Raw genomic sequence first — 23995 nt, 5'->3', positions numbered from 1 at the left:
CCTTATTTCAGCGGCGAGTTTTTACGCTCGATGCTGTAGCGCTCAAGTTCTTTGTACGGCACGACTTTGCTCTTCTTCTTACGTACATCGACCACGGTCATACGGTCAGTACAGGAGTAGCAAGGATCGAGGCTACCGATAATCAGCGGCGCATCGGAAACGGTATTACCACGCAGCATGTAGCGCAGCGTCGGCCAGTTGGCGTAGGTCGCCGCACGGCAGCGCCAGCGATACAGTTTCTGGTTGTCGCCGGTCATGCTCCAGTGAATGTCATCTCCGCGCGGCGCTTCAGCAAAGCCCAGTGCGAAACGGTGAGGAATGTAGGTAAAGCCTTCCACCATCAGCGGGCCGCCCGGCAGGTTATCCAGACCAAAGTCGATCATATTCAGTGCGGTGTAGACTTCATTAATACGAACTTTCAGACGAGAAATAACGTCGCAGCCTTGCTCGCTATGAACTTCCATCGGCAGCAGACCATAGCCGACAAACGGGTGATCGGCGCGGGTGTCACGCGCGTGGCCGCTGGCGCGAACCATCGGGCCGACGTTACTGAAGTCACGGGCAATTTCCGGATCCAGACGACCAATACCAACGGTACGCTGTTCCATATTCGGCGTACTGAGCAGCATATCGACCAGTTCCTGCACGTCACGACGCATCTGCTGCGCCAGTTGACGGGTCTGGATCATATCTTCTTTCAGCAGATCACGACGGATACCGCCGATCAGGTTCAGACCGTAAGTTTTACGAGCCCCGGTGAGGATCTCCGCCATCTTCATCGACGTTTCACGCACGCGGAAGAACTGCATAAAGCCGGAGTCAAAACCGGTGAAGTGACAGGCCAGGCCGAGGTTCAGCAGGTGCGAGTGCAGACGCTCAACTTCCAGTAGAATGGCACGGATCATCTGCGCACGTTCCGGCACCACGATGCCCATCGCATTCTCAACGGAGGTGGTATAGGCGGTGCTATGCGCAAAGCCGCAGATACCACACACGCGATCTGACAGGAACGTCACTTCGTTGTAACCCATACGGGTTTCCGCCAGTTTCTCCATGCCGCGGTGGACATAGAACAGACGGTAGTCGGCATCAATAATGTTCTCGCCGTCCACGAACAGGCGGAAGTGACCGGGTTCATCGGAGGTGACGTGCAACGGGCCAATCGGCACCACGTTATTTTTCTTGTCGCCCAGTTCGTTGATGAACTCGTAGGTTTCAGCATCGGTAGTCGGCGCCGGGCGCTGACGATAATCCATGCTGTCTTTACGCAGCGGATAGAGTTCGTCCGGCCAGTCATCGGGCAGTACCAGACGACGCTCATCCGGCAAACCTACCGGGATCAAACCGTACATATCGCGCACTTCGCGCTCGCCCCAGACCGCAGCCGGAACGCGCGGCGTGACGGACGGGAACTCCAGCTTATTGGCATCGACTTCAACGCGGACGGTTATCCAGCATTTGGTGCCCTGCTCCATCGACATCACATAATAAACAGCGTAATGGCCGCACAGCTGGCGTTCGTCGTTACCAAACAACACGGACAACCAGCCGCCCTGTTTGTAGTACAGGAACTCCACCACTTCCGGCAGGTAGTTCACCTTGACGGTGATCGTCAGCTGATCTTTGGTCTGCCAGGCTTCATCCAGCACCACGCCCGGAAAGGCCTGATGCAGCGCAGCGAGATATTGTTGACCTAATTTTTCTTCAGACATGCTCAAACTCTCTTAAATCACGCCACCAGCAAGGAGACGAACGCTAAAAACGCAAACCCAAAACCGGCCCAGGTCACGCGTGAAGTGGCGCAAAAACGCAGACGCGCCATGCTGTTTTCGAACAGGGCGATGACCAGCACGCCGAGGACCAGCTTGACGACGGCAATCACCAGCGCCAGCAGCAGCCCACCCGCGGTGAAGGTTTCCATCTGTCCCCACGGCAGGAACACACCAACGAACATTTGCAGAACGACCAGTTGCTTGAGGCTAATGCCCCATTTCAGCACGGCAAAACCGCTGCCGCTGTATTCAGTCAATGGACCTTCCTGCAGCTCTTGCTCTGCTTCTGCCAGATCGAATGGCAGTTTGCCCATTTCGATAAAGGTGGCGAAAGCACAGGCGCACAGTGCCAGAATCAGCGGGATGCTGCGCGCAGCAGGCCAGTGGTAAATGGTATCGGCGATATTGCTGATATGGGTTGAACCCGCAACCTGTGCCGCTACCCACAGCCCCAGCAACAGGATAGGTTCAACCAGCACGCCGAGCATCGCTTCACGGCTGGCACCAATGGCGGTAAACGGGCTACCGGTATCCAGTCCCGCGATAGAGAAGAAAAAACGGGCAATGGCGAACAGGTAAATTAAGGTGATCAGATCGCCCAGTTGCGGCAGCGGTGAGCCAACGGTCACTACCGGTAGCGCAGTGGCGATAGTCAGCATCACGCCCACCATCACAAACGGCGTCAAGCGGAAGACCCAACTGGAATCCGCAGGCGCAATGCTCTGACGGCCCAGCAGTTTGATAATGTCGCGGTATTCCTGCAAAACGCCCGGACCGCGGCGATTGTGCAAACGCGCGCGCGCCACGCGGGTAACGCCGGACAGCAGCGGCGCAACGGCAAACAGCACCAGCGCCTGAATTAACGGATATAAAACACTCATTTTCAGGCTCCTCGTGAAACCACAATCACCACCAGCACCGCCAGCTCAATCAGCGCCAGGCGACGGAACAGCACCGGCGCAGCCGCATTCTGCCAGCCCGGAACCAGTGATACCGGATTCAACCACTTACGCAGTTTGAGTACCGGGGCAAAGGCTTCTTTCACCGGCATGGCAAAACCGTGCGCGGTAATGACCATTGACTGCTCGTGATCGTAACCACACACCCATGCCGCACCGCGTGAACGCGACGGCAGACGGTTGCCTTTGAAAATTGCCATGATGATGAACGGCAGCAGCGGACATGCGATCAGCAGCAGCGTGATCATTGGCTGAGAAACGGTGGTGTTCGCAGTTTCCAGCGGCAGCGGAACGGCAGAGGAGATCATCGGCAGCAGCCACGGCGCAGCCACGCCGCCGATCACGCAACAGATAGCCAGCGCAACAACGCTCACACCCATCAGGATTGGCGCGCAGCAGGCGTTTTCAGCTTCCTTCGTGCGCGGTGCACCAAGGAACGTTACGCCATAGACTTTCGCCATACACATCACCGCCAGCGCGCCGGTAATTGCCAGCCCAACCGCCAGCAACGGCCCTAACAGACGACCGACAAACGCCCCGCTGTTACCCAGCTTGAAGAAGGATTGATAGATAACCCACTCACCGGCAAAACCGTTCAGCGGCGGCAGCGCGGCCATCGCCATCAGGCCAACCAGCATCGCCAGAGAGATAACCGGCATGCGTTTGCCGATACCGCCCAGTTTTTCGATATCACGATGACCGGTACGGAACCAGATGCTGCCTGCGCCCAGGAACAGAACGCTTTTGAACAGGCTGTGGTTTACCAGGTGGTACAGACCGCCGGTCAAACCCAGCGCAATCAGCGCCGGTTGATTCAGGGAAATCCCGGTCACGCCAGCGCCCAGCCCCAGCAGAATAATGCCGATGTTTTCCAGCGTGTGGTACGCCAGCAGGCGCTGGATATTGTGTTCCATCAGCGCATACAGACCGCCAACAAATGCGGTGATCATGCCCAACACCAGCAGCGTAATTCCCCACCACAGCGGCGCATTACCGCCCAGCAGCGACAGGGAGAGAATACCCAGTAGACCGACCTTCATGACCACGGTAGAGAACAGTGCCGCAGCCGGTGCGCTGGCATTGGCGTGTGCCTGTGGCACCCAACCATGCAGAGGAATAATCCCGGCCAGCAGGCCAAAACCTGCCACGCCCAGCAGCCAGATATCAGACCCGAGCGGCAGCTCCTGGGTGCGCAGGTCTAGCAGACGCAGCTCCAGAGTGCCGTAACGTTGCCACACAAGGTAGCAGGCAACCGCCAGCAGCAGCGTACCAATACGCCCCAGCGCAAACCACAGTTTGCCTTCTTTATTGCATCCGGTGAGGAACACGGCACACAGCGCCATGATTTCCGCCATCACCACCAGCGTACCGAGGTTGCTGGCAACCACCGCACATACCGCCGCGGCCATCAGCAGATTCACCAGCAGGCCGTTAGCTTTCACCTGCGGATGACGATGCCAGTCAATGTTGTACAGGCTGACAAACAGGCCGCACAGTCCCAGCGTAATCAGCCAGATAGCATTCAGTGGAGTAATTTGCAGACTGTGCCCAATAAACGGCATCACGCCGCTCACCGCCAGCGCATTAGTCAGAACGGTAAAACCCGCGGCTGCCGTACACAAGCTGCCGACCGCACCGCCAACTCCAGCAATCCAGCCGCTCAGCGATTTATGAAATGAAAACAGAAATGCCAGAACCGCAGCCGCTGTAAACCAGGCCACGCCGCTGTTAATCAGTGAAATTGCGCTCATTTTGCATCCCCACTCTGAGCCTGCTGAAACAAGGTGAGATCGCCGAAATCGGTATTGAAAGTCAGCTCACGCTTACGTTTGCTGGCGCGGGCGATATCCATGTTGCTCACCAGGTGCAGAGCTTTGGTCGGACACATGCGCACGCAGGCCGGACCAAGCTCGTCAAAACTGCACAGATCGCATTTCACCGCGATGGCACGAACGCCAGGAACCCAGTCCAACAGCGAACTCACGCGAGCAGGCGCTGGCGGAGCCGGAGGCGCTTTTGGCGTATTGGCGTTTGCCGGGATATGCAGCGGACGGCTACCGGAAAACTCTATCGCGCCAAACGGACAAGCGATCCCGCACAGTTTGCAGCTTACGCACAGGCTTTCATTCAGCTGTACGGCGCCATCAACGCGGTTAATGGCATTAACCGGACACACGGTGGCGCAAGGCGCATCTTCACACTGGTGGCAAAGCTGCGGCGCGGATTCTTTTTCATTTAACATCACTTTCAGGCGCGGCATTGACTGCAGGCCATGCTGGCGATGTGTCTCTGAGCAGGCGGCTTCACAGGTGTGGCAGCCAATACAAAGAGTGGAGTCAGCAATTACAAAACGATTCACCAGGCATTCCTCAGGTGATAGTCATTTTTGACGAAAACATGTCTGCAAAATGTCATTTCGACATTTTTCGACATGCCCATTCCCTAAAACATCGTGACGCAGTATGTAAACCGCATCATGACAAAGTGGACAGCACCTGAGGCTTAAGCCGGGCTATGTCCCTCAACCAGTTGGCTTAAATTCACCGGCATATTGTTCTCAACCGCGGTGTACAGGCTGTCGTAGACGGTGGCGATTTTCTCAAGATAGTGCTCCAGCACCTGTTCGCGATCGCGGTTACTGAAACGCTCATCGACTTGACCGTCGATGGTCAACTGTGCCTGTGCAATCAGTTGCTTATCATCACCATCTTTTGTTTCGACGTAGTACTCGATGGTGTGGCTATTGAAGCCATCCGCCAGCGTGACGTAGATAGTGAAGTGTTCAAAAAGGACAAAGCAGAGATCTTTGTCCGGCGCACAGCTCATTGCATGATGCAAACGCGCTTTCGACAGGGTGATCCCCTGAACCAGCGAGTTGCAGTAAATACGCCACTGGTCCTGTAGGCGACGATGCCGTTCAGCGATGTAATCGGCTTTTTCGCTTATTTCCCAAATAGTCATGTCAGGTTACCCGTTTAGCAGAGATGAACAGCCTTAAGCACATTTCATGCCAAAATTAAATTACTTAATTTTCATATAGATAAAAAATAAAAGGCGGGTGACGACATGTCATTTCGTCATTGTCGTCATTGTCACGAATGAAAAAATTCAACCTGGCATGCTTATTGCTTTTGATACGGCAACTTCACAGGAGGCGGTATGCACGAAATAACCCTCTGCCAACGGGCACTGGAATTGATTGAACAACAGGCCACGCAACACGGTGCTCAGCGAGTAACTGGGGTCTGGCTCAAAATTGGCGCATTTTCTTGCGTAGAAACCAGCGCTCTCTCCTTTTGTTTTGATCTGGTATGCCGCGGGACCCTTGCAGAAGGTTGTAAACTCCACCTCGAAGAACAAGAAGCCGAATGTTGGTGCGAATCTTGTCAACAATACGTCACATTACTGACGCAACGCGTGCGCCGATGTCCGCAATGCAACAGCGATATGCTGAGAATTGTGGCCGATGACGGCTTACAGATTCGACGTATTGAAATAGATCAGACTCCAGCGCCGGATGGCGACGCTTAAGCGTCTTATCCAGCCTACAGAAAGAGCTCGTTTGTAGGCCGGATAAGGCAACGCAGTCATCCGGCAACAGATGTATCGCAAGTAAAAAGATCAGGAGTGAGCGATGTGTACGACATGTGGTTGCGCTGAAGGCAACCTATATATAGAGGGTGATGAGCATAATCCCCACTCGGCGTTTCGCAGCGCGCCATTTGCCCCAGCGGCTCGTCCAGCGCTGAATATTACCGGTGTGAAGACCTCAAATTTCACACCGAGCCAGACCGAAGAAGGCGATTTGCACTACGGTCACGGTGAGGCAGGAACCCACGCACCAGGTATGAGCCAACGCCGTATGCTGGAAGTGGAAATTGACGTACTGGACAAAAACAACCGCCTGGCCGAGCGCAACCGTGCCCGCTTTGCGGCCCGTCAGCATCTGGTGCTGAACCTTGTTTCAAGCCCTGGCTCCGGTAAAACCACGCTGCTGACCGAAACGCTGATGAAGCTGAAAGATAGCGTGCCGTGCGCCGTTATTGAAGGTGACCAGCAGACGGTGAACGATGCTGCCCGTATTCGCGCCACAGGCACGCCCGCCATTCAGGTCAACACCGGTAAAGGTTGCCACCTTGACGCACAAATGATTGCTGACGCCGCGCCGCGTTTGCCGCTTGACGATAACGGCATTCTGTTCATTGAGAACGTCGGCAACCTGGTCTGCCCGGCCAGCTTCGACCTCGGCGAGCGCCATAAAGTGGCCGTGCTTTCCGTCACCGAAGGTGAAGACAAACCGCTGAAATATCCACATATGTTTGCCGCCGCATCACTGATGCTGCTCAACAAAGTGGATCTGCTACCGTACCTCAATTTTGACGTTGAAAAATGCATCGCCAGCGCCCGGGAAGTGAACCCGGGAATTGAGATTATCCTGATTTCCGCCACCAGTGGTGAAGGCATGGATCAATGGCTCTCCTGGCTGGAGACGCAGCGATGTGCATAGGTGTTCCGGGTCAAATCCGCACCATTGATGGTAACCAGGCCAAAGTCGACGTTTGCGGTATTCAGCGCGACGTCGACCTGACGCTGGTCGGTAGCTGTGATGAGCATGGCCAACCGCGCCTCGGCCAGTGGGTACTGGTCCACGTCGGTTTTGCCATGAGCATCATTAATGAAGCTGAAGCGCGCGATACGCTCGACGCGCTGCAAAACATGTTTGACGTTGAGCCGGATGTCGGCGCGTTGCTGTACGGCGAGGAAAAATAAATGCGTTTTGTTGACGAATACCGCGCACCAGAGCAGGTGATGCAACTGATAGAGCACCTGTCTGAACGTGCCGCCCACCTCCCCTACACGGCTGAACGCCCACTGCGCATCATGGAAGTTTGTGGTGGTCATACCCACGCTATCTTCAAATTCGGCCTCGACCAGTTGCTACCGGAAAACGTGGAGTTTATTCATGGTCCGGGTTGCCCGGTTTGCGTTCTGCCGATGGGTAGAATCGACAGCTGTGTAGAAATCGCCAGTCATCCAGAAGTCATTTTCTGCACCTTTGGTGATGCGATGCGCGTCCCGGGTAAGCAAGGCTCCCTGCTGCAAGCCAAGGCGCGCGGTGCAGATATCCGCATCGTCTATTCACCGATGGATGCGCTGAAACTGGCACAGGAAAACCCAACGCGTAAGGTGGTGTTCTTTGGTCTGGGTTTTGAAACCACAATGCCAACGACCGCTATCACTCTGCAACAAGCAAAGCAGCGTGACGTGCAGAACTTTTACTTTTTCTGCCAGCACATCACGCTTATCCCTACGCTGCGCAGCCTGCTGGAACAGCCGGACAACGGTATTGACGCCTTTTTAGCACCAGGCCACGTCAGCATGGTGATTGGCACTGATGCCTATAATTTCATTGCTTCAGACTTCCATCGTCCGTTAGTGGTCGCCGGTTTTGAACCGCTCGATCTCCTGCAAGGCGTGGTGATGTTAATTGAGCAGAAAATTGCCGCGCACAGCCAGGTAGAAAACCAGTACCGCCGCGTGGTACCGGATGCCGGTAACGCGTTAGCACAACAGGCCATCGCCGAGGTGTTCTGCGTCAATGGCGACAGCGAATGGCGCGGTCTGGGCGTTATCGAATCCTCTGGCGTTCACCTGACGCCTGACTATCAGCGCTTTGATGCCGAAGCCCATTTCCAGCCAGCGCCGCAGCAGGTGTATGACGATCCGCGCGCGCGTTGTGGGGAAGTGCTGACGGGCAGATGTAAACCACATCAGTGCCCATTATTTGGCAAAACGTGTAACCCGGAGACCGCTTTTGGCGCCCTGATGGTCTCCTCTGAAGGCGCATGTGCCGCCTGGTATCAGTATCGTCAGCAGGAGTGTGAAGTATGAGCAGCGTACAACTCGCCCACGGTAGCGGCGGTCAGGCTATGCAGCAGTTGATCAACAGTCTGTTTATGGAGGCATTCGCGAATCCGTGGCTGGCGGAACAAGAAGATCAGGCACGTCTGGAACTGGCGCAACTGGTCGCTGAAGGCGATCGTCTGGCGTTTTCAACCGACAGCTATGTTATCGATCCGTTGTTCTTCCCGGGCGGTAATATCGGCAAGCTGGCTATCTGTGGTACGGCTAACGACGTGGCGGTCAGCGGCGCGATCCCGCGCTATCTCTCCTGCGGTTTTATCCTCGAAGAAGGTTTACCAATGGAGACGCTGAAAACCGTCGTTAACAGCATGGCGGCAACCGCGCGCGAAGCGGGTATCGCCATCGTCACCGGCGACACCAAGGTTGTACAGCGCGGCGCGGCGGACAAACTTTTTATCAACACCGCCGGAATGGGCGCGATCCCCGCCAACATTCACTGGGGCGCACAGACCCTGAGCGTGGGCGATGTGCTGCTGGTCAGCGGCACGCTGGGTGATCATGGTGCAACGATCCTTAACCTGCGCGAACAACTGGGTCTTGATGGCGAACTGGTCAGCGACTGCGCGGTATTGACGCCGCTTATCCAGACGCTACGTGATATTCCCGGCGTGAAGGCGCTGCGTGATGCAACCCGTGGCGGCGTGAATGCAGTAACGCACGAATTTGCCGCATCATGTGGGTTTGGCATTGAGCTGTCTGAAGCGGCCCTGCCCGTGAAGCCCGCGGTGCGTGGCGTTTGCGAACTGCTGGGACTGGATGCGCTCAACTTTGCTAACGAAGGTAAGCTGGTGATTGCCGTTGAGCGTCAGGCCGCTGAAACGGCGCTTGCCGCGCTGCGCGCGCATCCATTAGGACGCGATGCCGCAATGATTGGCGAAGTGGTAGAACGCAAAGGTGTGCGTCTGGCCGGACTTTACGGCGTGAAACGAACCCTCGATTTACCACACGCCGAACCTTTACCTCGTATATGCTAACTGCCCATTAGCAGCAACGTGTAGGCCGGATAAGCGAAATCGCTATCCGGCAATAATTTACGACTTATACCTATAATTCATTTACCGTTTTCGCACCGTTCTGCGGTGCTTTTCCTGGAAAAGCAATATGTCGTATACACCGATGAGTGACCTCGGACAGCAAGGCCTGTTCGATATTACTCGTACATTATTACAGCAGCCCGATCTCCCGTCTCTTAGCGAGGCGCTTTCGCAGCTGGTCAAGCGTTCAGCGCTGGCCGACTGTGCGGCTATTGTCTTATGGCAGGCACAAACGCAGCGTGCGCGTTATTTTGCGACGCGTGAAAATGGTAAACCCATCGATTATGAAGACGAAACGGTACTAGCTCATGGTCCGGTACGCCGTATTTTGTCTCGCCCCGATGCGCTGCACTGCAACTATCACGAGTTTACGGAAACCTGGCCACAGCTGGCCTCTGGCGGACTGTATTCTGAATTTGGCCACTACTGCCTGCTGCCGCTGGCGGCGGATGGGCGTATCTTTGGCGGTTGCGAGTTCATCCGTAATGAAGATCGTCCATGGAGTGAAAAAGAATATAACCGTCTACAGACCTTCACCCAAATAGTCGGCGTCGTTGCTGAACAAATTCAAAGCAGGGTCAGCAACAACGTCGATTACGATCTGTTGTGCCGTGAGCGTGATAACTTTCGCATCCTGGTCGCCATCACCAATGCGGTACTCTCCCGCCTGGACATTGACGAACTGGTCAGCGAAGTCGCCAAAGAGATCCATCACTACTTCGACATTGATGCCATCAGCATCGTGTTACGCAGCGATCGTAAAAACAAGCTCAGCATTTATTCCACCCACTATCTGGATGAACATCATCCAGCGCACGAACAAAGTGAAGTGGATGAAGCAGGTACGCTTTCCGAACGCGTGTTCAAAAGCAAAGAGATGCTGCTGATTAATCTGAGCGAACGCGATACGCTCGCTCCTTACGAACGGATGCTGTTCGAAACCTGGGGCAACCAGCTACAAACCCTGTGTCTGTTACCGCTGATGTCGGGCAATACGATGCTCGGCGTACTCAAGCTGGCACAGTGCGAAGAGAAAGTTTTCACTACCGCTAACCTCAAGCTATTGCGCCAAATTGCCGAGCGTGTGGCAATTGCCGTGGATAACGCGCTTGCGTATCAGGAGATTCACCGCCTGAAAGAACGTCTGGTAGATGAAAACCTGGCGCTGACTGAACAACTCAACAATGTAGAGAGTGAGTTCGGCGAAATCATTGGCCGCAGCGAAGCGATGTACAGCGTACTCAAGCAGGTCGAAATGGTGGCGCAAAGCGACAGCACCGTCCTGATTCTGGGTGAGACCGGAACGGGTAAAGAGCTGATCGCACGGGCCATTCACAACCTGAGCGGACGTAACGCCCGTCGGATGGTGAAGATGAACTGCGCGGCAATGCCTGCCGGATTACTGGAAAGCGATCTGTTTGGTCATGAGCGTGGCGCGTTTACCGGTGCCAGCACGCAGCGGATTGGTCGTTTCGAACTGGCCGATAAAAGCTCGCTGTTCCTCGACGAAGTGGGCGACATGCCACTGGAGCTACAGCCTAAGCTGCTGCGCGTTTTGCAGGAGCAGGAGTTTGAACGTCTGGGCAGCAATAAACTGATCCAGACCGACGTACGCTTGATCGCCGCCACTAACCGCGATCTGAAAAAGATGGTAGCCGATCGCGAGTTTCGTAACGATCTCTACTATCGACTGAACGTCTTCCCGATCCATCTGCCGCCGCTGCGTGAGCGCCCGGAAGATATTCCGCTGCTGGTAAAAGCCTTTACCTTTAAAATTGCTCGCCGGATGGGGCGCAATATCGACAGCATTCCCGCCGAGGCGCTGCGTACGCTGAGCAGCATGGAGTGGCCGGGCAACGTGCGCGAGCTGGAAAACGTGGTAGAACGTGCGGTTCTGCTTACCCGAGGCAACGTGCTGCAGCTGTCCCTGCCGGATATTGCCCCTTTGATGCCGTCTACGCCTCCGGTGGCAACCGAAGTCGCACAGGACGGCGAAGATGAATACCAGTTGATTATGCGCGTATTGAAAGAAACCAACGGCGTGGTTGCCGGTCCCAAAGGCGCGGCACAACGGCTGGGGCTGAAACGTACAACGTTACTCTCACGCATGAAACGCCTGGGCATTGATAAGGATGCGCTGGTTTAACGGTTCGCCCGATGGCGCTTTGCTTATCGGGTCTATCCACTGGTGCGTTTGTATTTGTAGGCCGGATAAGGCGCAGCCGCCATCCGGCATAGAATTGTTACATTACTTCTTGCGCTGATATTTCTCTGGCAATTCCGGGACAGGGCGTTTGTCATCAATCAGATGACGCACGGTCAGAATCGGATGACGCCAGAGCATTCTTGGCCCAGCCCAACGCATAATTTGCTTCATCTCTTCGCGTTTAGCAGGTTGATAGCAGTGCACCGGACACTGCTTGCAGGCCGGTTTTTCCTCGCCAAACACGCACTTATCCAGGCGCTTTTGCGCATAGACAAATAACGCATCGTAATGCCCCGGCTCGTCTGAAGCCTGCGGACACTGGCTTTCATACAGCGAGATCATTCTCTGGATCGTCATTTTTTCACGTGCAATACGTTTGCCGGACATAATGCCTCCACAATTAAGTTGCATAAATAATACACCTTAACCATAGAGGCAACCAATAGCCGTTAACAATTCCAGGAAGAATGACTAAATTGCCCGGCGTTTATAAGGACGGTAGTGCGGTAGCCAAAAGTTATCGTTGATGCTCTGCAGCAACACCTCGTCGCTTATCTTCTCTGCCACACCGGACTGCTGTGCCGCCTTACCGACCTCAAAAGCAATGCTGCGAGTCACGTCGCAGATTGTCCCAATCTCCGGCAACAGAGCGCCTTCCCCGTTACGAACCAGCGGAGAAGCATCGGCCAGTGCGCAGCTTGCCGCCATCAGCATAGCGTCTGTTATGCGCGTCGCACCACTGGCGATAGCCCCCAGACCGATAGCCGGGAAAACATACACGTTATTACATTGCGCAACCGGAATGGAGCGCCCATTAAATTCAACTGCATCACAGGGGCTGCCGGTCGCGATGATGGCCTGTCCCCTGGTCCAGCGAACAATATCTTCTGGCCGCGCTTCCATTCTCGAGGTGGGATTCGACAGCGGCATAACAATCGGGTGATCGCAGTATTGATACATCGTGCTAATCACCTCCTGCGAGAACAATCCGGCCTGGCCCGACACACCCAGCATCACCGTGGGTTTGACATTATGAATCACCTCCAGTAATGACGGCGCCTGCCCCTCATACTGCCAGTCAGATAAGGCCTCGGAAGGTTGTGCCAGCGGTTGCTGGAAATCCGCTAAAGCATGATTGGTGGTCATCACCAGACCGTCGCGATCCACCATAAAAATTGTCCGTCTGGCTTCAGACTGGCTCATCCCTTCACTGATGCGACAGGCAATGATATGCCGGGCTATGCCACATCCGGCTGCGCCCGCTCCCACAATCACGATCGGTTGCTTGCAGAAATCGCGGCCGCTGCCACGACATGCGGCAAGTAAGGTCGCCAGAGCTACCGACGCAGTGCCCTGAATGTCATCATTAAAGCAGCACAGATCATCGCGATAACGCTCCAGCAGAGGCACTGCGGTATGTTGAGCGAAGTCTTCAAACTGCAGCAAAATGTCAGGCCAGCGCCGTTTTACGGCCGCAATAAACATGCCAATAAATGCGAAGTAGTCTTCACCGGTGATACGCGGATGACGCCAGCCGATATAGCGCGGATCGTCCAGCAGTCGCGTATTGTTCGTCCCGACATCCAGTAGAATGGGGAGCGTATTAGCCGGATTTACCCCGCCACATACGGTATAGAGCGACAGTTTTCCGATAGGGATCCCCATACCGCCTACGCCCTGGTCACCCAGTCCCAGAATGCGTTCGCCATCTGTAACGACGATGACCTTGATATCGTGCCGTGGATTATCATGCAAAATATCGTCAATACGATCGCGATCGGGCCATGAAATAAAGACGCCACGCGCACGACGATATATCCAGGAGAATTTTTCGCAAGCGGCCCCGACTACCGGGGTATAAACGATGGGCAGCATCTCCGGCAGATGCTTTTTCAGCAGGTAATAAAATAACGTTTCGTTGGTATCCTGAATATTACGCAGATAAATATGTCGAGCGTTGTGGGATTCAGCCTCAAGATATTGTTGATACGCCCGCTCGGCTTGTTCATCAATATTCTCAATGGCGCAAGGCAGTAGTCCACTCAGATTAAAGTCATGTCTTTCTTGCTGCGTGAAGCTACTTCCCTTGTTCAATAACGGAGACTCAAGCAGTAACTTCCCCGTAAACGGGACGTATAAAACATCGTTTGTCACGTTGCCATCCATAAATTACAACCAGATAAAAAAATAAGAGCCTGCATTAACAGGCTCTCGGGATTCAAATCAGGACATAGTTGGCAACCAGCATCGCCGCGATACCGGCCAGCGCTGGAAGCAGCGTTCTTCTGACGATCATAAACGGTGAACATTCCCCTGCTTTGCTTACCGCAATAATGATGCCAGCCACAGGAGACATTGAGCGCCCCATTCCCGCCATCAACTGCATTGGCAGAATCATATTGACAGCGCTCTCACCAAATTTTGCCGCAATGGAGGGAGCCAGGCCGGAGAAAGAGAAAAAGGCGGCTACGCCAGAGCCTGTCAGGACGGCGGTGACGCCCACCAGCGCGGTCATCACCAGCGTCATACTGGTAAAACCCAGGCCTGCGTTTTGCACTGACTGCAACAGGTAGTCCACCGCGCCAATTTTCTGCAGCCCCTGGGCATAGATATCCGCACACACCAACAAGGAAACAATACTGGTAAACATGCTGCCCATGCCTTTGAAAAAGACCTGTAACCCTTTACAGCAGTTTTTGAAATCTCGGGTAGCCACCAGTTCGAAGAAAAACGCGACGACCGCGCCAAGGATCATTGCCGTGACCACGTCAATTTTGATGGATTTGATCACCAAAGGGCTAAAGACCAGCACCAGTGCTACAGGCAGGACCGGTAACAACGCGTAAATAGCGGGTGCCTTGCGGCCCTCTTCTTCTGCTTGCGCGACGCTTTGCTCGCCTGATATGAAGCCATCCTTTTTGTCGAAATACTTCGCGGTGAAGTAAATCACTACAGCAACGGCCAACATCACCACCACCGCCACCGGCATCTGGTAATGAGCGAAGTAGATAGCGCTTTCCATGCCAGCATGCTTGGCCGCCAGATTCGCAGTACCAACCGCAGGCCCTAGATCCATAAATGCGCACAGACCGATCATCGCGGCTGCAGAAGCTTTACTGACCCCAAGACGAACCAGTACCGGGAAGAATGTCACCAGCAGCAACATCGCCAGCCCCGCCGCACTTGAAATTGCCACGTGCAGAAGCTGTGCGCAGATGTACCCCAACGCGAGGATCAGGTAAGGCGCTTTAATCACCTGTAGCGGACGAATGCACATATTCACCATCGCATTCGACGCTTTGATGTGATCCATATAGCTGGCAAATCCACCCGCCGCCATGATGATAAGACCAATACCCGCAATTTGTGTGGTCAGCGATTCTTTGGCAAAGCTAAAGATGTCCAGCCAGGTTGACCCCGTGGATTTCGCTTTATCATAGAGAATGCTGTTTTCAGGATAAAACAATACGGTAATGGTCAATAATGCCAGTCCAGCGAGTAATAAAACAGTTTGCGGCTGATAGTTTTTTACAATTAACCATGCTGCAATAACTGTTATCACTATTGCTATAATAAACGCTGTCATAATAACAATTCCTATGCCATACAAATTTGGTAGGGTTACCCGTCATATCATCATTGCTTATGTAGGATAGTAAAAAAGCGCCTCCATATATAAGCAGTTATAATATGTACGTAAATTTATCGTATTACACACTCAAATATTGAGATTTAATTGTAATGGGTTGTGTGGTTATAAAATACGGGAAAGATATTTTCCCACCCCTTTTTGTGAGTAAGATCGCAACTTATATGAGTATGGTCATATCTTCCAGGAAGAGCTGGATGCGGGTTTCCAGGATATTCATTCAATGATTGACGTCGAAAGCGTATTACCCTATAACAACGTTGATATTCAACAGCAATCGGGTGTTATCCATGTATAATAAAAACACATTAAGTCTGGATGAGTATAACTTACTTACTCTTAATATGGGTGATCTAACTGAATCTGAGTGCCGACTTAATGAGTACATTAATAAACACTTCAATGAACTGCCTTACCATGGCATTGTTGATCTCTCGCAAAATGCGATGGTAAGCAAAGCAACTATTGGCCGATTTTTAAATAAAATGGGGTTTACGGGTTATGCTGCTTTCCGCAAGGCATTAGACATCACGCTGTCAAAAAATAAAATATCCGCACCGTTTGAGAAAAACATCAAACTGCGTAACAATCCTGGGATTACCACTGAAAGTATCGTTACCGATTTCACCTACAAAGTATCAGAATTATTTAATCAATTTAAAAATAATATCGATATTGAGAGCCTTAATGCATTTATCGATCTGGTGCTGAACAACAAACGTCATATTTATGTCGTCGGCCCTTCATCGTCTCATGCCATGGCAACGCATTTTTGTACACTGCTAAAGTACTTCCGCAGTAACATCTCCCTGTTACCGACGGACATCAGCGAACTCCCCAAATGTCTCGTCAACATTGAGGAAGGAGATGTCCTGATTGTTTTCTCTTACTATCGATTTAACCGGGTCGCCCTCAATATTGCAAGATGGTTCAGAAAAAAGAATGCCGCCGTAGTGTTGGTGACCAACTCAGAGGCGAACCCTTACGGTAAGTTCTGCGATCTGCAGTTTGTTCTCCCAAGCGACGTACATTCCATTTTTCAAAGCCGTATTCTTGGCTTCTTTTTTATCGAACTCATTCTACATCTGGCTTATGAGAAAGGAGATAGCGAGGGGAATTTTGCCCAACTGGAAGAATTATTCGTCTTTTTCGAAACATTTTCGGCATCGTCCCACAATACTTAGTGCCACCAACCGCCAGGAGAGCTATCCCTCCCGGCGACATGACGAATCAGGCAATATCTGCGGTTTTCACGCGATCGAACTCAGCGATAGTCTCAGCGATTAACGCGTCGTTAGCCCCGATATATGACAGCGGCTCGCAGGCGGCAGCAATTTCCGCCCCAGATAATGACGCGCGGATTTCCGGGCTAGCCTGTACGATCTCCATGAAGCTGTACTCGCCGGTTGCATGCTTCAGCAGATTTTTCACCAGGTTATAGGCGGACTCTCTGCCAATTTTGGCGGCAAGCTTCATCGTCAGCGACTCAGACATAATAAAGTGCTTTGAGCAGTCAAAATTAGCGCGCATCTTATCTTCATTAACAATGAGATGCGAAAGCAGATTCTTTGCGCGTGTCAGGCTGGTCGATAACGCATTAGAGGCCTCCGGGAGGATCGTCCAGTTTAATACCCGCATTGAGGCAGCTCGTACATCCTGTTGATCCAGCATTGCTGGCGCGCCGGAAGCATACATCCACCCCATTCTTGCCAACGTTTGCACCATATTACAGGCGCGTGGATTAACTTTGTGTGGCATGGTGCTGGATCCGCCACCGCCCTCTCCTTCGAGTACTTCTGCAATCGGCGTGCGTCCCATGGTTTCGACATCGTTGGCCAGACGACACAGCGTGCCGTGAACAAGAGCAAAAAACTGCACAACCTCAACAACCGCATCCTGGCTGGCATTATTAATCCCGCAGGGCACGTTCAGACCCAACGCTAACATCAGCCGCTGGCGCGTTTCCATTCCCTGCTTACCTACAGAAGCCAGATTCCCCACCGCACCGCCAAAAAGTCCGGTTACGGCACGCGGATACAGCTGCTGTAGTCGTGTCAGGTGGCGGTTTATCTCCGCCAGATAACTGCAAACATGAAGCCCCCACGTCGTTGCAGAGGCATCCACCGAATTGGTACGCGCAACCATTACCGTACGCGCGTGTCGTAACGCCATCGCTTTCATGGCTTCGCCAACATCAAGCAATTGCTCACGCAATAGCCGCAGCGTTTGCTGCAATCTCATCGCCATGCCTGAGTCGAGTAAATCCTGAGTGGTGCATCCCCAATGCAGAAACTGACTGACCAGCGGTGTTCCGCTGGCGGAGATCTGATCGATCAGCGGCTTTATCGCCATGCCGACCGTTTGTGTTTCCTGCGCCAAGGCTGGCCAGTCTATCTGTATTTCCCGACAGGTTTGTTCAATTTCAACGGCTGCTTGTTCAGGAATAATTCCCAACTCACTTTGCACTCGAGCGACCGCCGCCTCAAAACGCAACCAACAACGCAGCAGATTGTCGTCAGACCATATTTCCCGCATCTTATCCTGAGTGAACAATGATGAATAAAGGTCAGAATCAAATACCGTTGTTTGCTTCCCGTACATACAGCGCCTCTCCGGCTAGTGAATGCGTGATAATAGAAAATTTGATTAATCAATTTTGCGGGATTTGTCTGCCAAATTATAGGGGAAAATAGTATTCCCACCTCAATAGTAATCATGAGAATACAACATTCCCATTTTCAGCTTTTCTACCCAGTAGAAATGAGACGTACTTCACAGTAATTTTCATGATCATATATTGTAGAGCCGTAACATTTTAAAAGCCCCATAATTAAATATTAGAACCATTAATACAATAGTAAAAACAGAGATATTTATGCGTGAATAATCACATTTTATCACGAGAAAAAATGATTCCCATATCACTACCATTCCTTTTTCACGAACAATTATCCCGCTGTAAACTTTATTTATGGTCAGGAAATCAATGCTGGTTTGAGGGATGATATGAAGCTAAAGAATTATTCACTAATATTACTAATGGGTATGAGTTCCTCGGCGTTCGCCTTAAATGTGTATAATAAAGATGGAAATACGCTGGACATCTATGGCCGCGTTGAGGGTAAAATCGCGAGTGGTCAGAATTCATTTGCTGGCAGTGAAAGCCGAAGCGATTTGGGTGGACGTATAGGTATTTATCTCACGCGAGATTTGGATATTCTGCCAGAGACCAAAATCGTGGGGCGCCTGGAATGGCAGGTGCGTACCGAAAAAAATGATAACAATACCGGTGAAAGCGATATGGAGGCCCGATATTCATATGTCGGCCTGTCAAATAAAACATGGGGTGAACTGATCACCGGGAGAACCAAAAACCCGTTGTATCAGGTAATGAAAATGACCGATAAATACAAAAATTTCACCCCTAATATCTACAGCTATGGCATTACAACCATTGATGATTCGTACCAGTTCAACCGACAGGACGGCACCGTTCAGTGGAACGCTAAATTTGCCGGCAATGAGATTCAGCTGGCATGGGTCTCCGGTAACGGCAACAGTGATAACGAAGCTCTGGATTACGGCGCGATGGCCAGCTATCGCAAGTCTTTCAAATTTGGCGACTTTAGGATTACACCTGCGATAGCGGCCAGCCGTTATAAACGACAGGACGGCGTAGTGACCACCGATGGACGTAATCAAAACGATCAAATCATGGGAGGATTACAACTCAGTTATAAAGCCTATGAAGTCGCAGTAACCGCATTACGTACGTCTATCTCTCGCGATAACAAAAGCGATAATAATTACAAAGGGATGGATTCGCTCATTTCCTACAACTTTGGCACCGTCAAGGTTCTTACCGGATATAGCTTTTTAAATGAAGATGGTAAAGATATTGCTGAAAAAGAAGACTGGCGTGCTGAAGCGCAATTAACATTGGCTAAAGACACGTGGTTATCATTTACTTACGATAAAGAGTTCGCAAGTAAGAACAAAAAGACCAATGATGATGCGCTTATCGTTGGGCTCCGTTATGATTTCTAAGAGATAAAAAATGAAAAAAATAACATTACTTGCCGCAGCGACGACTTTCGCATTAAGTAGTATCTGTGTTCACGCGGATACGTTATTAGCGCCTTCCGCACATGCGAAAATGGATGGTGAGAATAAAATTGTCGCGCTTTATGGTAACTCTTTCACTTTCTATAACAATAATATTAATACCCGCCTGCGGGATTTGACGCAGTCCTTACTGCCTGATCACGCCAAAGGCTATAAATATCGGGGGATCACGATTTCCAGCGGTCATTTAGGCTGGCAAATTGAGAATATGCGCTATCAGAACACGCTACAGAAATGGGATGTCGTCGTCCTGCAGGGAAACTCAACAGAAACGATTTCAAAGAAAGAAAGTACCCGGCAAAACTTCGTGGACTCTGCAACCCAAATGGCCGAAATGGCGCATAAAGCCGGTGCAAAAGTCGTCTATTTCATGACCTGGCCGAAAAAAGACAAACCCGAAGATAGCCAAAAACTGGCAGATGCTTATCTCTCGATTGCGCAAAAAACAGGGGGATATGTGGCTCCGGTAGGCCTGGCTTTCGAGAAAGCACGTAAAACGCACCCAGAAATTAACCTGTATTATCAAGATGGTGTACACCCTTCGATTTCTGGAACGTATCTCGCCGCCTGTGTATTTTTCGCTACTCTGTATAACCAGTCTCCGGTCGGCGGTGCGCTTCCTATTGATACAGGCATGAGCCCTGGCGACGCCAAAGCCTTGCAGCAAGTGGCCTGGGAAACCGTCACTGAGTTCCAGAAGCCATAATCATCGGGTTAGTCTTCCCCCACACGCCGACAATCGTGTCGGCGTAAACGCATTATCCTCATCCATTCCTTAGCGCCCTACGCAAATAAGAATTATTTTCATTTATTTATGCCATGTGCTATATAACATAGCAAAGGCTATATTTGATGATAAATTAACCATTTTGTTGTGAGGGATACTATGCCGCATCTGCCCCATCTCAAGTCATTTCTCCTTGCCAGTGCGTTAACAGCGCTGACGCTGTCGCCCGCCTGGGCGAAAGAAAAATTTAAGGTAGTAACCACCTTTACGGTGATTGCCGATATGGCGAGCAATGTAGCAGGTGACGCGGCGGACGTTAGTTCTATCACCAAACCGGGGGCTGAAATTCACGAATATCAACCAACCCCAGGTGATATTAAACGAGCGCAAGGCGCACAGCTTATTCTCTCCAACGGTCTTAACCTCGAACTATGGTTTGCCCGCTTCTACCAAAATTTGTCCGGCGTACCAGAAGTGATGGTCTCAAACGGCGTCCAGCCAATGGGTATCAGCGAAGGGCCGTACAACGGCAAACCGAACCCGCATGCCTGGATGTCAGCGGAGAACGCACTCATCTACGTGGATAACATTCGCGATGCGCTGATGAAATACGATCCAGACAATGCCGCCACTTACCAGAAAAATGCGGAGAATTATAAAGCGAAAATCCAGCAGACCCTGGCGCCGCTGCATGCTGAACTGGTAAAACTCCCCGCCGATAAACGCTGGCTGGTCACCAGCGAAGGCGCATTCTCCTACCTGGCACGTGATAACGGCCTGAAAGAGCTGTATCTGTGGCCGATCAATGCCGATCAGCAAGGCACGCCCAAACAGGTACGCAAAGTGATCGACGCGATCAAAGAGCATCAAATCCCCACTGTATTTAGCGAAAGTACCGTTTCCGACAAGCCTGCACGTCAAGTCGCCCGCGAGTCTGGCGCACATTATGGCGGTGTGCTGTATGTCGATTCACTCAGTGCTGCCGACGGTCCGGTACCGACGTATCTGGATTTACTGCGCGTAACGACAGAAACCATCGTCAGCGGCATCAACGACGGGTTAAGGAGCCAAAAATGAGTCAATCTGCGATTACCGTGAATCAGGTTACGGTGACGTATCGCAACGGTCATACCGCATTGCGGGATGCCACTTTTCAGGTTCCGGGCGGCTCAATTGCCGCTCTGGTCGGCGTAAACGGGTCGGGAAAATCAACGCTTTTTAAAGCGCTGATGGGTTTTGTCCGCCTGGCGCAAGGGGAAATCTCAATTCTGCAACTGCCGGTAAATAAGGCGCTCAAACAGAATCTGATCGCCTATGTCCCTCAGTCAGAAGAGGTGGACTGGTCGTTTCCGGTACTGGTGGAAGATGTGGTGATGATGGGACGCTTTGGCCATATGGGCTGGCTGCGTCGACCAAAACAAATCGACCACGCCTGCGTGGATGCGGCACTGGCGCGGGTTGATATGCTGGACTATCGCCATCGTCAGATAGGTGAACTGTCCGGTGGGCAGAAAAAACGCGTCTTTCTGGCACGCGCCATTGCACAGGACGGACAGGTTATTTTACTGGATGAACCCTTCACCGGCGTGGATGTAAAAACCGAGGCCCGGATCATCGACCTGCTGCGTGAGCTGCGTGATGAGGGTCGAACCATGCTGGTCTCTACCCATAATCTGGGATCCGTCACCGAGTTTTGTGATTACACGGTGATGATTAAGGGCACGGTGCTGGCAAGTGGACCAACCGATACCACCTTTACCCCCGAGAATCTCGAGCTGGCATTCAGCGGCGTACTGCGTCACGTTGCGCTGAGCGGCGGCGAACAACACGTGATTACCGACGATGAACGCCCGTTTATTTCGCGACGTGCGGCAAGCGAGGGGGAATAATCATGAACTGGCTGACAGAGCCGTTTGGTTACCAGTATATGCTCAACGCCATGTGGGTCTCAGCGATGGTCGGCGGTCTGTGCGCGTTTCTCTCCTGCTATTTGATGCTCAAAGGCTGGTCGCTGATTGGCGATGCACTATCGCACTCTATTGTTCCGGGCGTGGCAGGCGCTTATATGTTAGGGCTTCCCTTCGCACTGGGCGCATTCCTTTCCGGCGGCCTGGCGGCGGGCAGTATGCTGTTTCTTAATCAGCGTTCGCGCCTGAAGGAAGATGCGATTATCGGACTGATTTTTTCGTCTTTTTTCGGTATCGGGCTGTTTATGGTGTCGCTCAATCCGATGTCAGTGAACATTCAGACCATTATTCTCGGCAACGTGCTGGCGATTGCACCGGAAGATATTCTGCAACTGGCCATCATCGGGGTTATCTCGCTGACTATCCTGTTTTTGAAGTGGAAAGATCTGATGGTGGTCTTTTTTGATGAAAACCACGCGCGCTCTATCGGTTTAAACCCGGGTCGGTTGAAGTTGTTGTTTTTTACGCTGCTTTCCGTTTCAACGGTAGCCGCCCTGCAAACCGTCGGTGCATTTCTGGTGATTTGCCTGGTGGTTACGCCCGGAGCGACGGCCTGGCTGCTGACCGATCGTTTTCCACGCCTGCTCACCATCGCCGTAGCTATCGGCAGCCTGACCAGCTTTTTCGGCGCCTGGCTGAGCTACTGGCTGGACGGCGCAACCGGCGGAATTATCGTCGTTCTGCAAACATTGCTGTTCCTGCTGGCATTTGTCTTCGCACCAAAACATGGTCTGCTGGCGAATCGCCGCCGCGCCCGTCAGGTCAATAAGGAGCTGATATGATCTTGACAACGCTGCTGGAACCCTTTCAGTTTAGCTTTATGGTCAATGCGCTGGTTATCTCCACCATTGTCGCCGTGCCCTGCGCGCTGCTGTCGGTATTTTTAGTTCTCAAAGGCTGGGCGCTGATGGGCGATGCCATGAGCCATGCGGTTTTTCCAGGGATCGTTCTGGCTTATATCGCAGGCATCCCGCTGGCAATTGGCGCATTTGTCGCTGGATTGTTCTGCGCGATAGCAACCGGATACCTCGACGATAACAGCCGCATTAAGCGCGACACCATCATGGGCATTGTTTTCTCCGGGATGTTCGGTGCGGGACTGGTGCTGTATGTTTCCATTCAGTCGGAAGTGCATCTCGATCATATTCTGTTCGGCGATATGCTCGGTATATCACTGACCGATATCATGCAAACAATGGCGATCGCTTTGGGGATCGCGCTTATCATTGGGCTTAAGTGGAAAGATCTGCTGCTGCATGCGTTCGATCCGCATCAGGCAAAGGCCAGTGGGCTTAACACTGCACTGTTACATTACGGCCTGCTGTGCATGATCGCCCTGACGATTGTCGCCACGCTAAAATCAGTCGGGATTATTTTGTCGATCTCCTTACTGATTGCGCCTGGCGCCATTGCGATTTTAATGACGCGGAAATTTTCCCACGCCTTGTGGCTGGCGGTGATTATGTCGGTCGTTACCTCGTTTATGGGCGTGTACCTGTCTTTTTTCATCGACAGTGCACCGGCCCCCACCATCGTCGTACTATTTTCACTGCTGTTTGTGATGACCTTTATTTATTCCACCCTGCGCGATCGCCGTTTAGAACGGCAACGCCTGCATGATGTATAAATAA

General features: G+C 52.2%; 22 protein-coding genes. 13 read left to right on the top strand and 9 right to left on the bottom strand.

Annotation, left to right across the window (positions count from 1 at the left end; genetic code table 11):
• Nucleotides 1-2 precede the first annotated feature (2 nt).
• From hycE to hycA, 5 genes are all read right to left on the bottom strand, one after another.
• Nucleotides 3-1712 (bottom strand): formate hydrogenlyase subunit HycE, encoded by a 1710-nt coding sequence (gene hycE / locus GUC46_RS05060; RefSeq protein WP_003037393.1) that lies wholly within the window; start codon nt 1710-1712, stop codon nt 3-5.
• 17 nt (nt 1713-1729) lie between these two features.
• A complete protein-coding gene (locus GUC46_RS05055; protein WP_003825914.1) occupies nt 1730-2653 on the bottom strand; it encodes a respiratory chain complex I subunit 1 family protein in 924 nt (307 codons plus the stop codon).
• Between the two features lie 2 nt (nt 2654-2655).
• Complete coding sequence (hycC, locus tag GUC46_RS05050; RefSeq protein WP_096878731.1) at nt 2656-4482, bottom strand: formate hydrogenlyase subunit 3; 1827 nt, start codon at nt 4480-4482, stop codon at nt 2656-2658.
• On the bottom strand, nt 4479-5090 hold the full coding sequence (gene hycB / locus GUC46_RS05045) for a formate hydrogenlyase subunit HycB (protein WP_003037401.1): 612 nt from the start codon (nt 5088-5090) through the stop codon (nt 4479-4481). The genes hycC and hycB overlap by 4 nt, the downstream gene beginning before the upstream one ends.
• A gap of 143 nt (nt 5091-5233) precedes the next feature.
• The gene (gene hycA, locus GUC46_RS05040; RefSeq protein ID WP_003840271.1) at nt 5234-5692 is read right to left on the bottom strand and encodes a formate hydrogenlyase regulator HycA; all 459 of its coding nucleotides are present in this window, start codon (nt 5690-5692) and stop codon (nt 5234-5236) included.
• A 198-nt stretch (nt 5693-5890) separates the two neighbouring features.
• On the opposite strand from hycA, the gene hypA reads away from it, so the two are divergent.
• The 6 genes from hypA to flhA all read left to right on the top strand — a co-directional run bounded on the left by hypA (nt 5891) and on the right by flhA (nt 11836).
• The gene (gene hypA / locus GUC46_RS05035) at nt 5891-6262 is read left to right on the top strand and encodes a hydrogenase maturation nickel metallochaperone HypA (protein ID WP_003037406.1); all 372 of its coding nucleotides are present in this window, start codon (nt 5891-5893) and stop codon (nt 6260-6262) included.
• Between the two features lie 103 nt (nt 6263-6365).
• Entirely contained in the window at nt 6366-7238 is an 873-nt protein-coding gene (gene hypB / locus GUC46_RS05030; RefSeq protein ID WP_003037409.1) for a hydrogenase nickel incorporation protein HypB, read from the top strand.
• Complete coding sequence (gene hypC, locus GUC46_RS05025) at nt 7229-7501, top strand: hydrogenase 3 maturation protein HypC (protein ID WP_003037411.1); 273 nt, start codon at nt 7229-7231, stop codon at nt 7499-7501. Before hypB ends, hypC begins: the two co-directional genes overlap by 10 nt.
• The gene (gene hypD, locus GUC46_RS05020) at nt 7502-8623 is read left to right on the top strand and encodes a hydrogenase formation protein HypD (RefSeq protein WP_088903115.1); all 1122 of its coding nucleotides are present in this window, start codon (nt 7502-7504) and stop codon (nt 8621-8623) included. It begins immediately after the preceding gene.
• Nucleotides 8620-9630: a hydrogenase expression/formation protein HypE gene (gene hypE / locus GUC46_RS05015; RefSeq protein ID WP_003037416.1), complete on the top strand. Its 1011-nt coding sequence runs from the start codon at nt 8620-8622 to the stop codon at nt 9628-9630. The genes hypD and hypE overlap by 4 nt, the downstream gene beginning before the upstream one ends.
• A gap of 127 nt (nt 9631-9757) precedes the next feature.
• Nucleotides 9758-11836 (top strand): formate hydrogenlyase transcriptional activator FlhA, encoded by a 2079-nt coding sequence (flhA, locus tag GUC46_RS05010; RefSeq protein ID WP_003840276.1) that lies wholly within the window; start codon nt 9758-9760, stop codon nt 11834-11836.
• A 102-nt stretch (nt 11837-11938) separates the two neighbouring features.
• Here flhA and GUC46_RS05005 read toward each other — a convergent pair whose 3' ends face one another.
• From GUC46_RS05005 to dcuC, 3 genes are all read right to left on the bottom strand, one after another.
• Nucleotides 11939-12283, bottom strand: a complete 345-nt coding sequence (locus tag GUC46_RS05005) for a nitrous oxide-stimulated promoter family protein (protein WP_088903114.1) — start codon at nt 12281-12283, stop codon at nt 11939-11941.
• 84 nt (nt 12284-12367) lie between these two features.
• Nucleotides 12368-14062: an NAD-dependent malic enzyme gene (locus GUC46_RS05000; protein ID WP_130715425.1), complete on the bottom strand. Its 1695-nt coding sequence runs from the start codon at nt 14060-14062 to the stop codon at nt 12368-12370.
• Nucleotides 14063-14114: 52 nt separating this feature from the next.
• Complete coding sequence (gene dcuC / locus GUC46_RS04995) at nt 14115-15482, bottom strand: C4-dicarboxylate transporter DcuC (protein WP_003846583.1); 1368 nt, start codon at nt 15480-15482, stop codon at nt 14115-14117.
• Nucleotides 15483-15835: 353 nt separating this feature from the next.
• Between dcuC and GUC46_RS04990 the strand changes: the two genes are divergently transcribed.
• The gene (locus GUC46_RS04990) at nt 15836-16729 is read left to right on the top strand and encodes a MurR/RpiR family transcriptional regulator (protein ID WP_003840284.1); all 894 of its coding nucleotides are present in this window, start codon (nt 15836-15838) and stop codon (nt 16727-16729) included.
• Nucleotides 16730-16775: 46 nt separating this feature from the next.
• Here GUC46_RS04990 and GUC46_RS04985 read toward each other — a convergent pair whose 3' ends face one another.
• Nucleotides 16776-18146: an adenylosuccinate lyase family protein gene (locus GUC46_RS04985; RefSeq protein ID WP_088903112.1), complete on the bottom strand. Its 1371-nt coding sequence runs from the start codon at nt 18144-18146 to the stop codon at nt 16776-16778.
• 405 nt (nt 18147-18551) lie between these two features.
• Here GUC46_RS04985 and GUC46_RS04980 point away from each other — a divergent pair, with 405 nt between their 5' ends.
• The 6 genes from GUC46_RS04980 to sitD all read left to right on the top strand — a co-directional run bounded on the left by GUC46_RS04980 (nt 18552) and on the right by sitD (nt 23991).
• Nucleotides 18552-19592 (top strand): porin, encoded by a 1041-nt coding sequence (locus GUC46_RS04980; RefSeq protein ID WP_016150891.1) that lies wholly within the window; start codon nt 18552-18554, stop codon nt 19590-19592.
• Between the two features lie 10 nt (nt 19593-19602).
• Nucleotides 19603-20376, top strand: a complete 774-nt coding sequence (locus GUC46_RS04975) for a DUF4886 domain-containing protein (RefSeq protein ID WP_160179868.1) — start codon at nt 19603-19605, stop codon at nt 20374-20376.
• A 180-nt stretch (nt 20377-20556) separates the two neighbouring features.
• Nucleotides 20557-21474, top strand: coding sequence for a metal ABC transporter substrate-binding protein (locus GUC46_RS04970; RefSeq protein WP_138827886.1), 918 nt, complete (start codon nt 20557-20559; stop codon nt 21472-21474).
• Entirely contained in the window at nt 21471-22286 is an 816-nt protein-coding gene (gene sitB / locus GUC46_RS04965) for an iron/manganese ABC transporter ATP-binding protein SitB (protein WP_139935741.1), read from the top strand. Before GUC46_RS04970 ends, sitB begins: the two co-directional genes overlap by 4 nt.
• A 2-nt stretch (nt 22287-22288) precedes the next feature.
• Nucleotides 22289-23146 carry an iron/manganese ABC transporter permease subunit SitC gene (gene sitC, locus GUC46_RS04960; RefSeq protein ID WP_003846570.1) on the top strand — a complete coding sequence of 286 codons (858 nt, stop codon included), beginning with the start codon at nt 22289-22291 and terminating at the stop codon, nt 23144-23146.
• Nucleotides 23143-23991 (top strand): iron/manganese ABC transporter permease subunit SitD, encoded by an 849-nt coding sequence (sitD, locus tag GUC46_RS04955; protein WP_003846568.1) that lies wholly within the window; start codon nt 23143-23145, stop codon nt 23989-23991. The genes sitC and sitD overlap by 4 nt, the downstream gene beginning before the upstream one ends.
• Nucleotides 23992-23995: the final 4 nt, after the last annotated feature.

Origin of the sequence: Citrobacter sp. LUTT5 (assembly GCF_009905315.1) — a bacterium.
Classification (GTDB): Bacteria; Pseudomonadota; Gammaproteobacteria; order Enterobacterales; family Enterobacteriaceae; genus Citrobacter; species Citrobacter freundii.
Note: the sequence above shows the minus strand (reverse complement) of the source record. Positions and strands in the feature narration are given on the sequence as shown.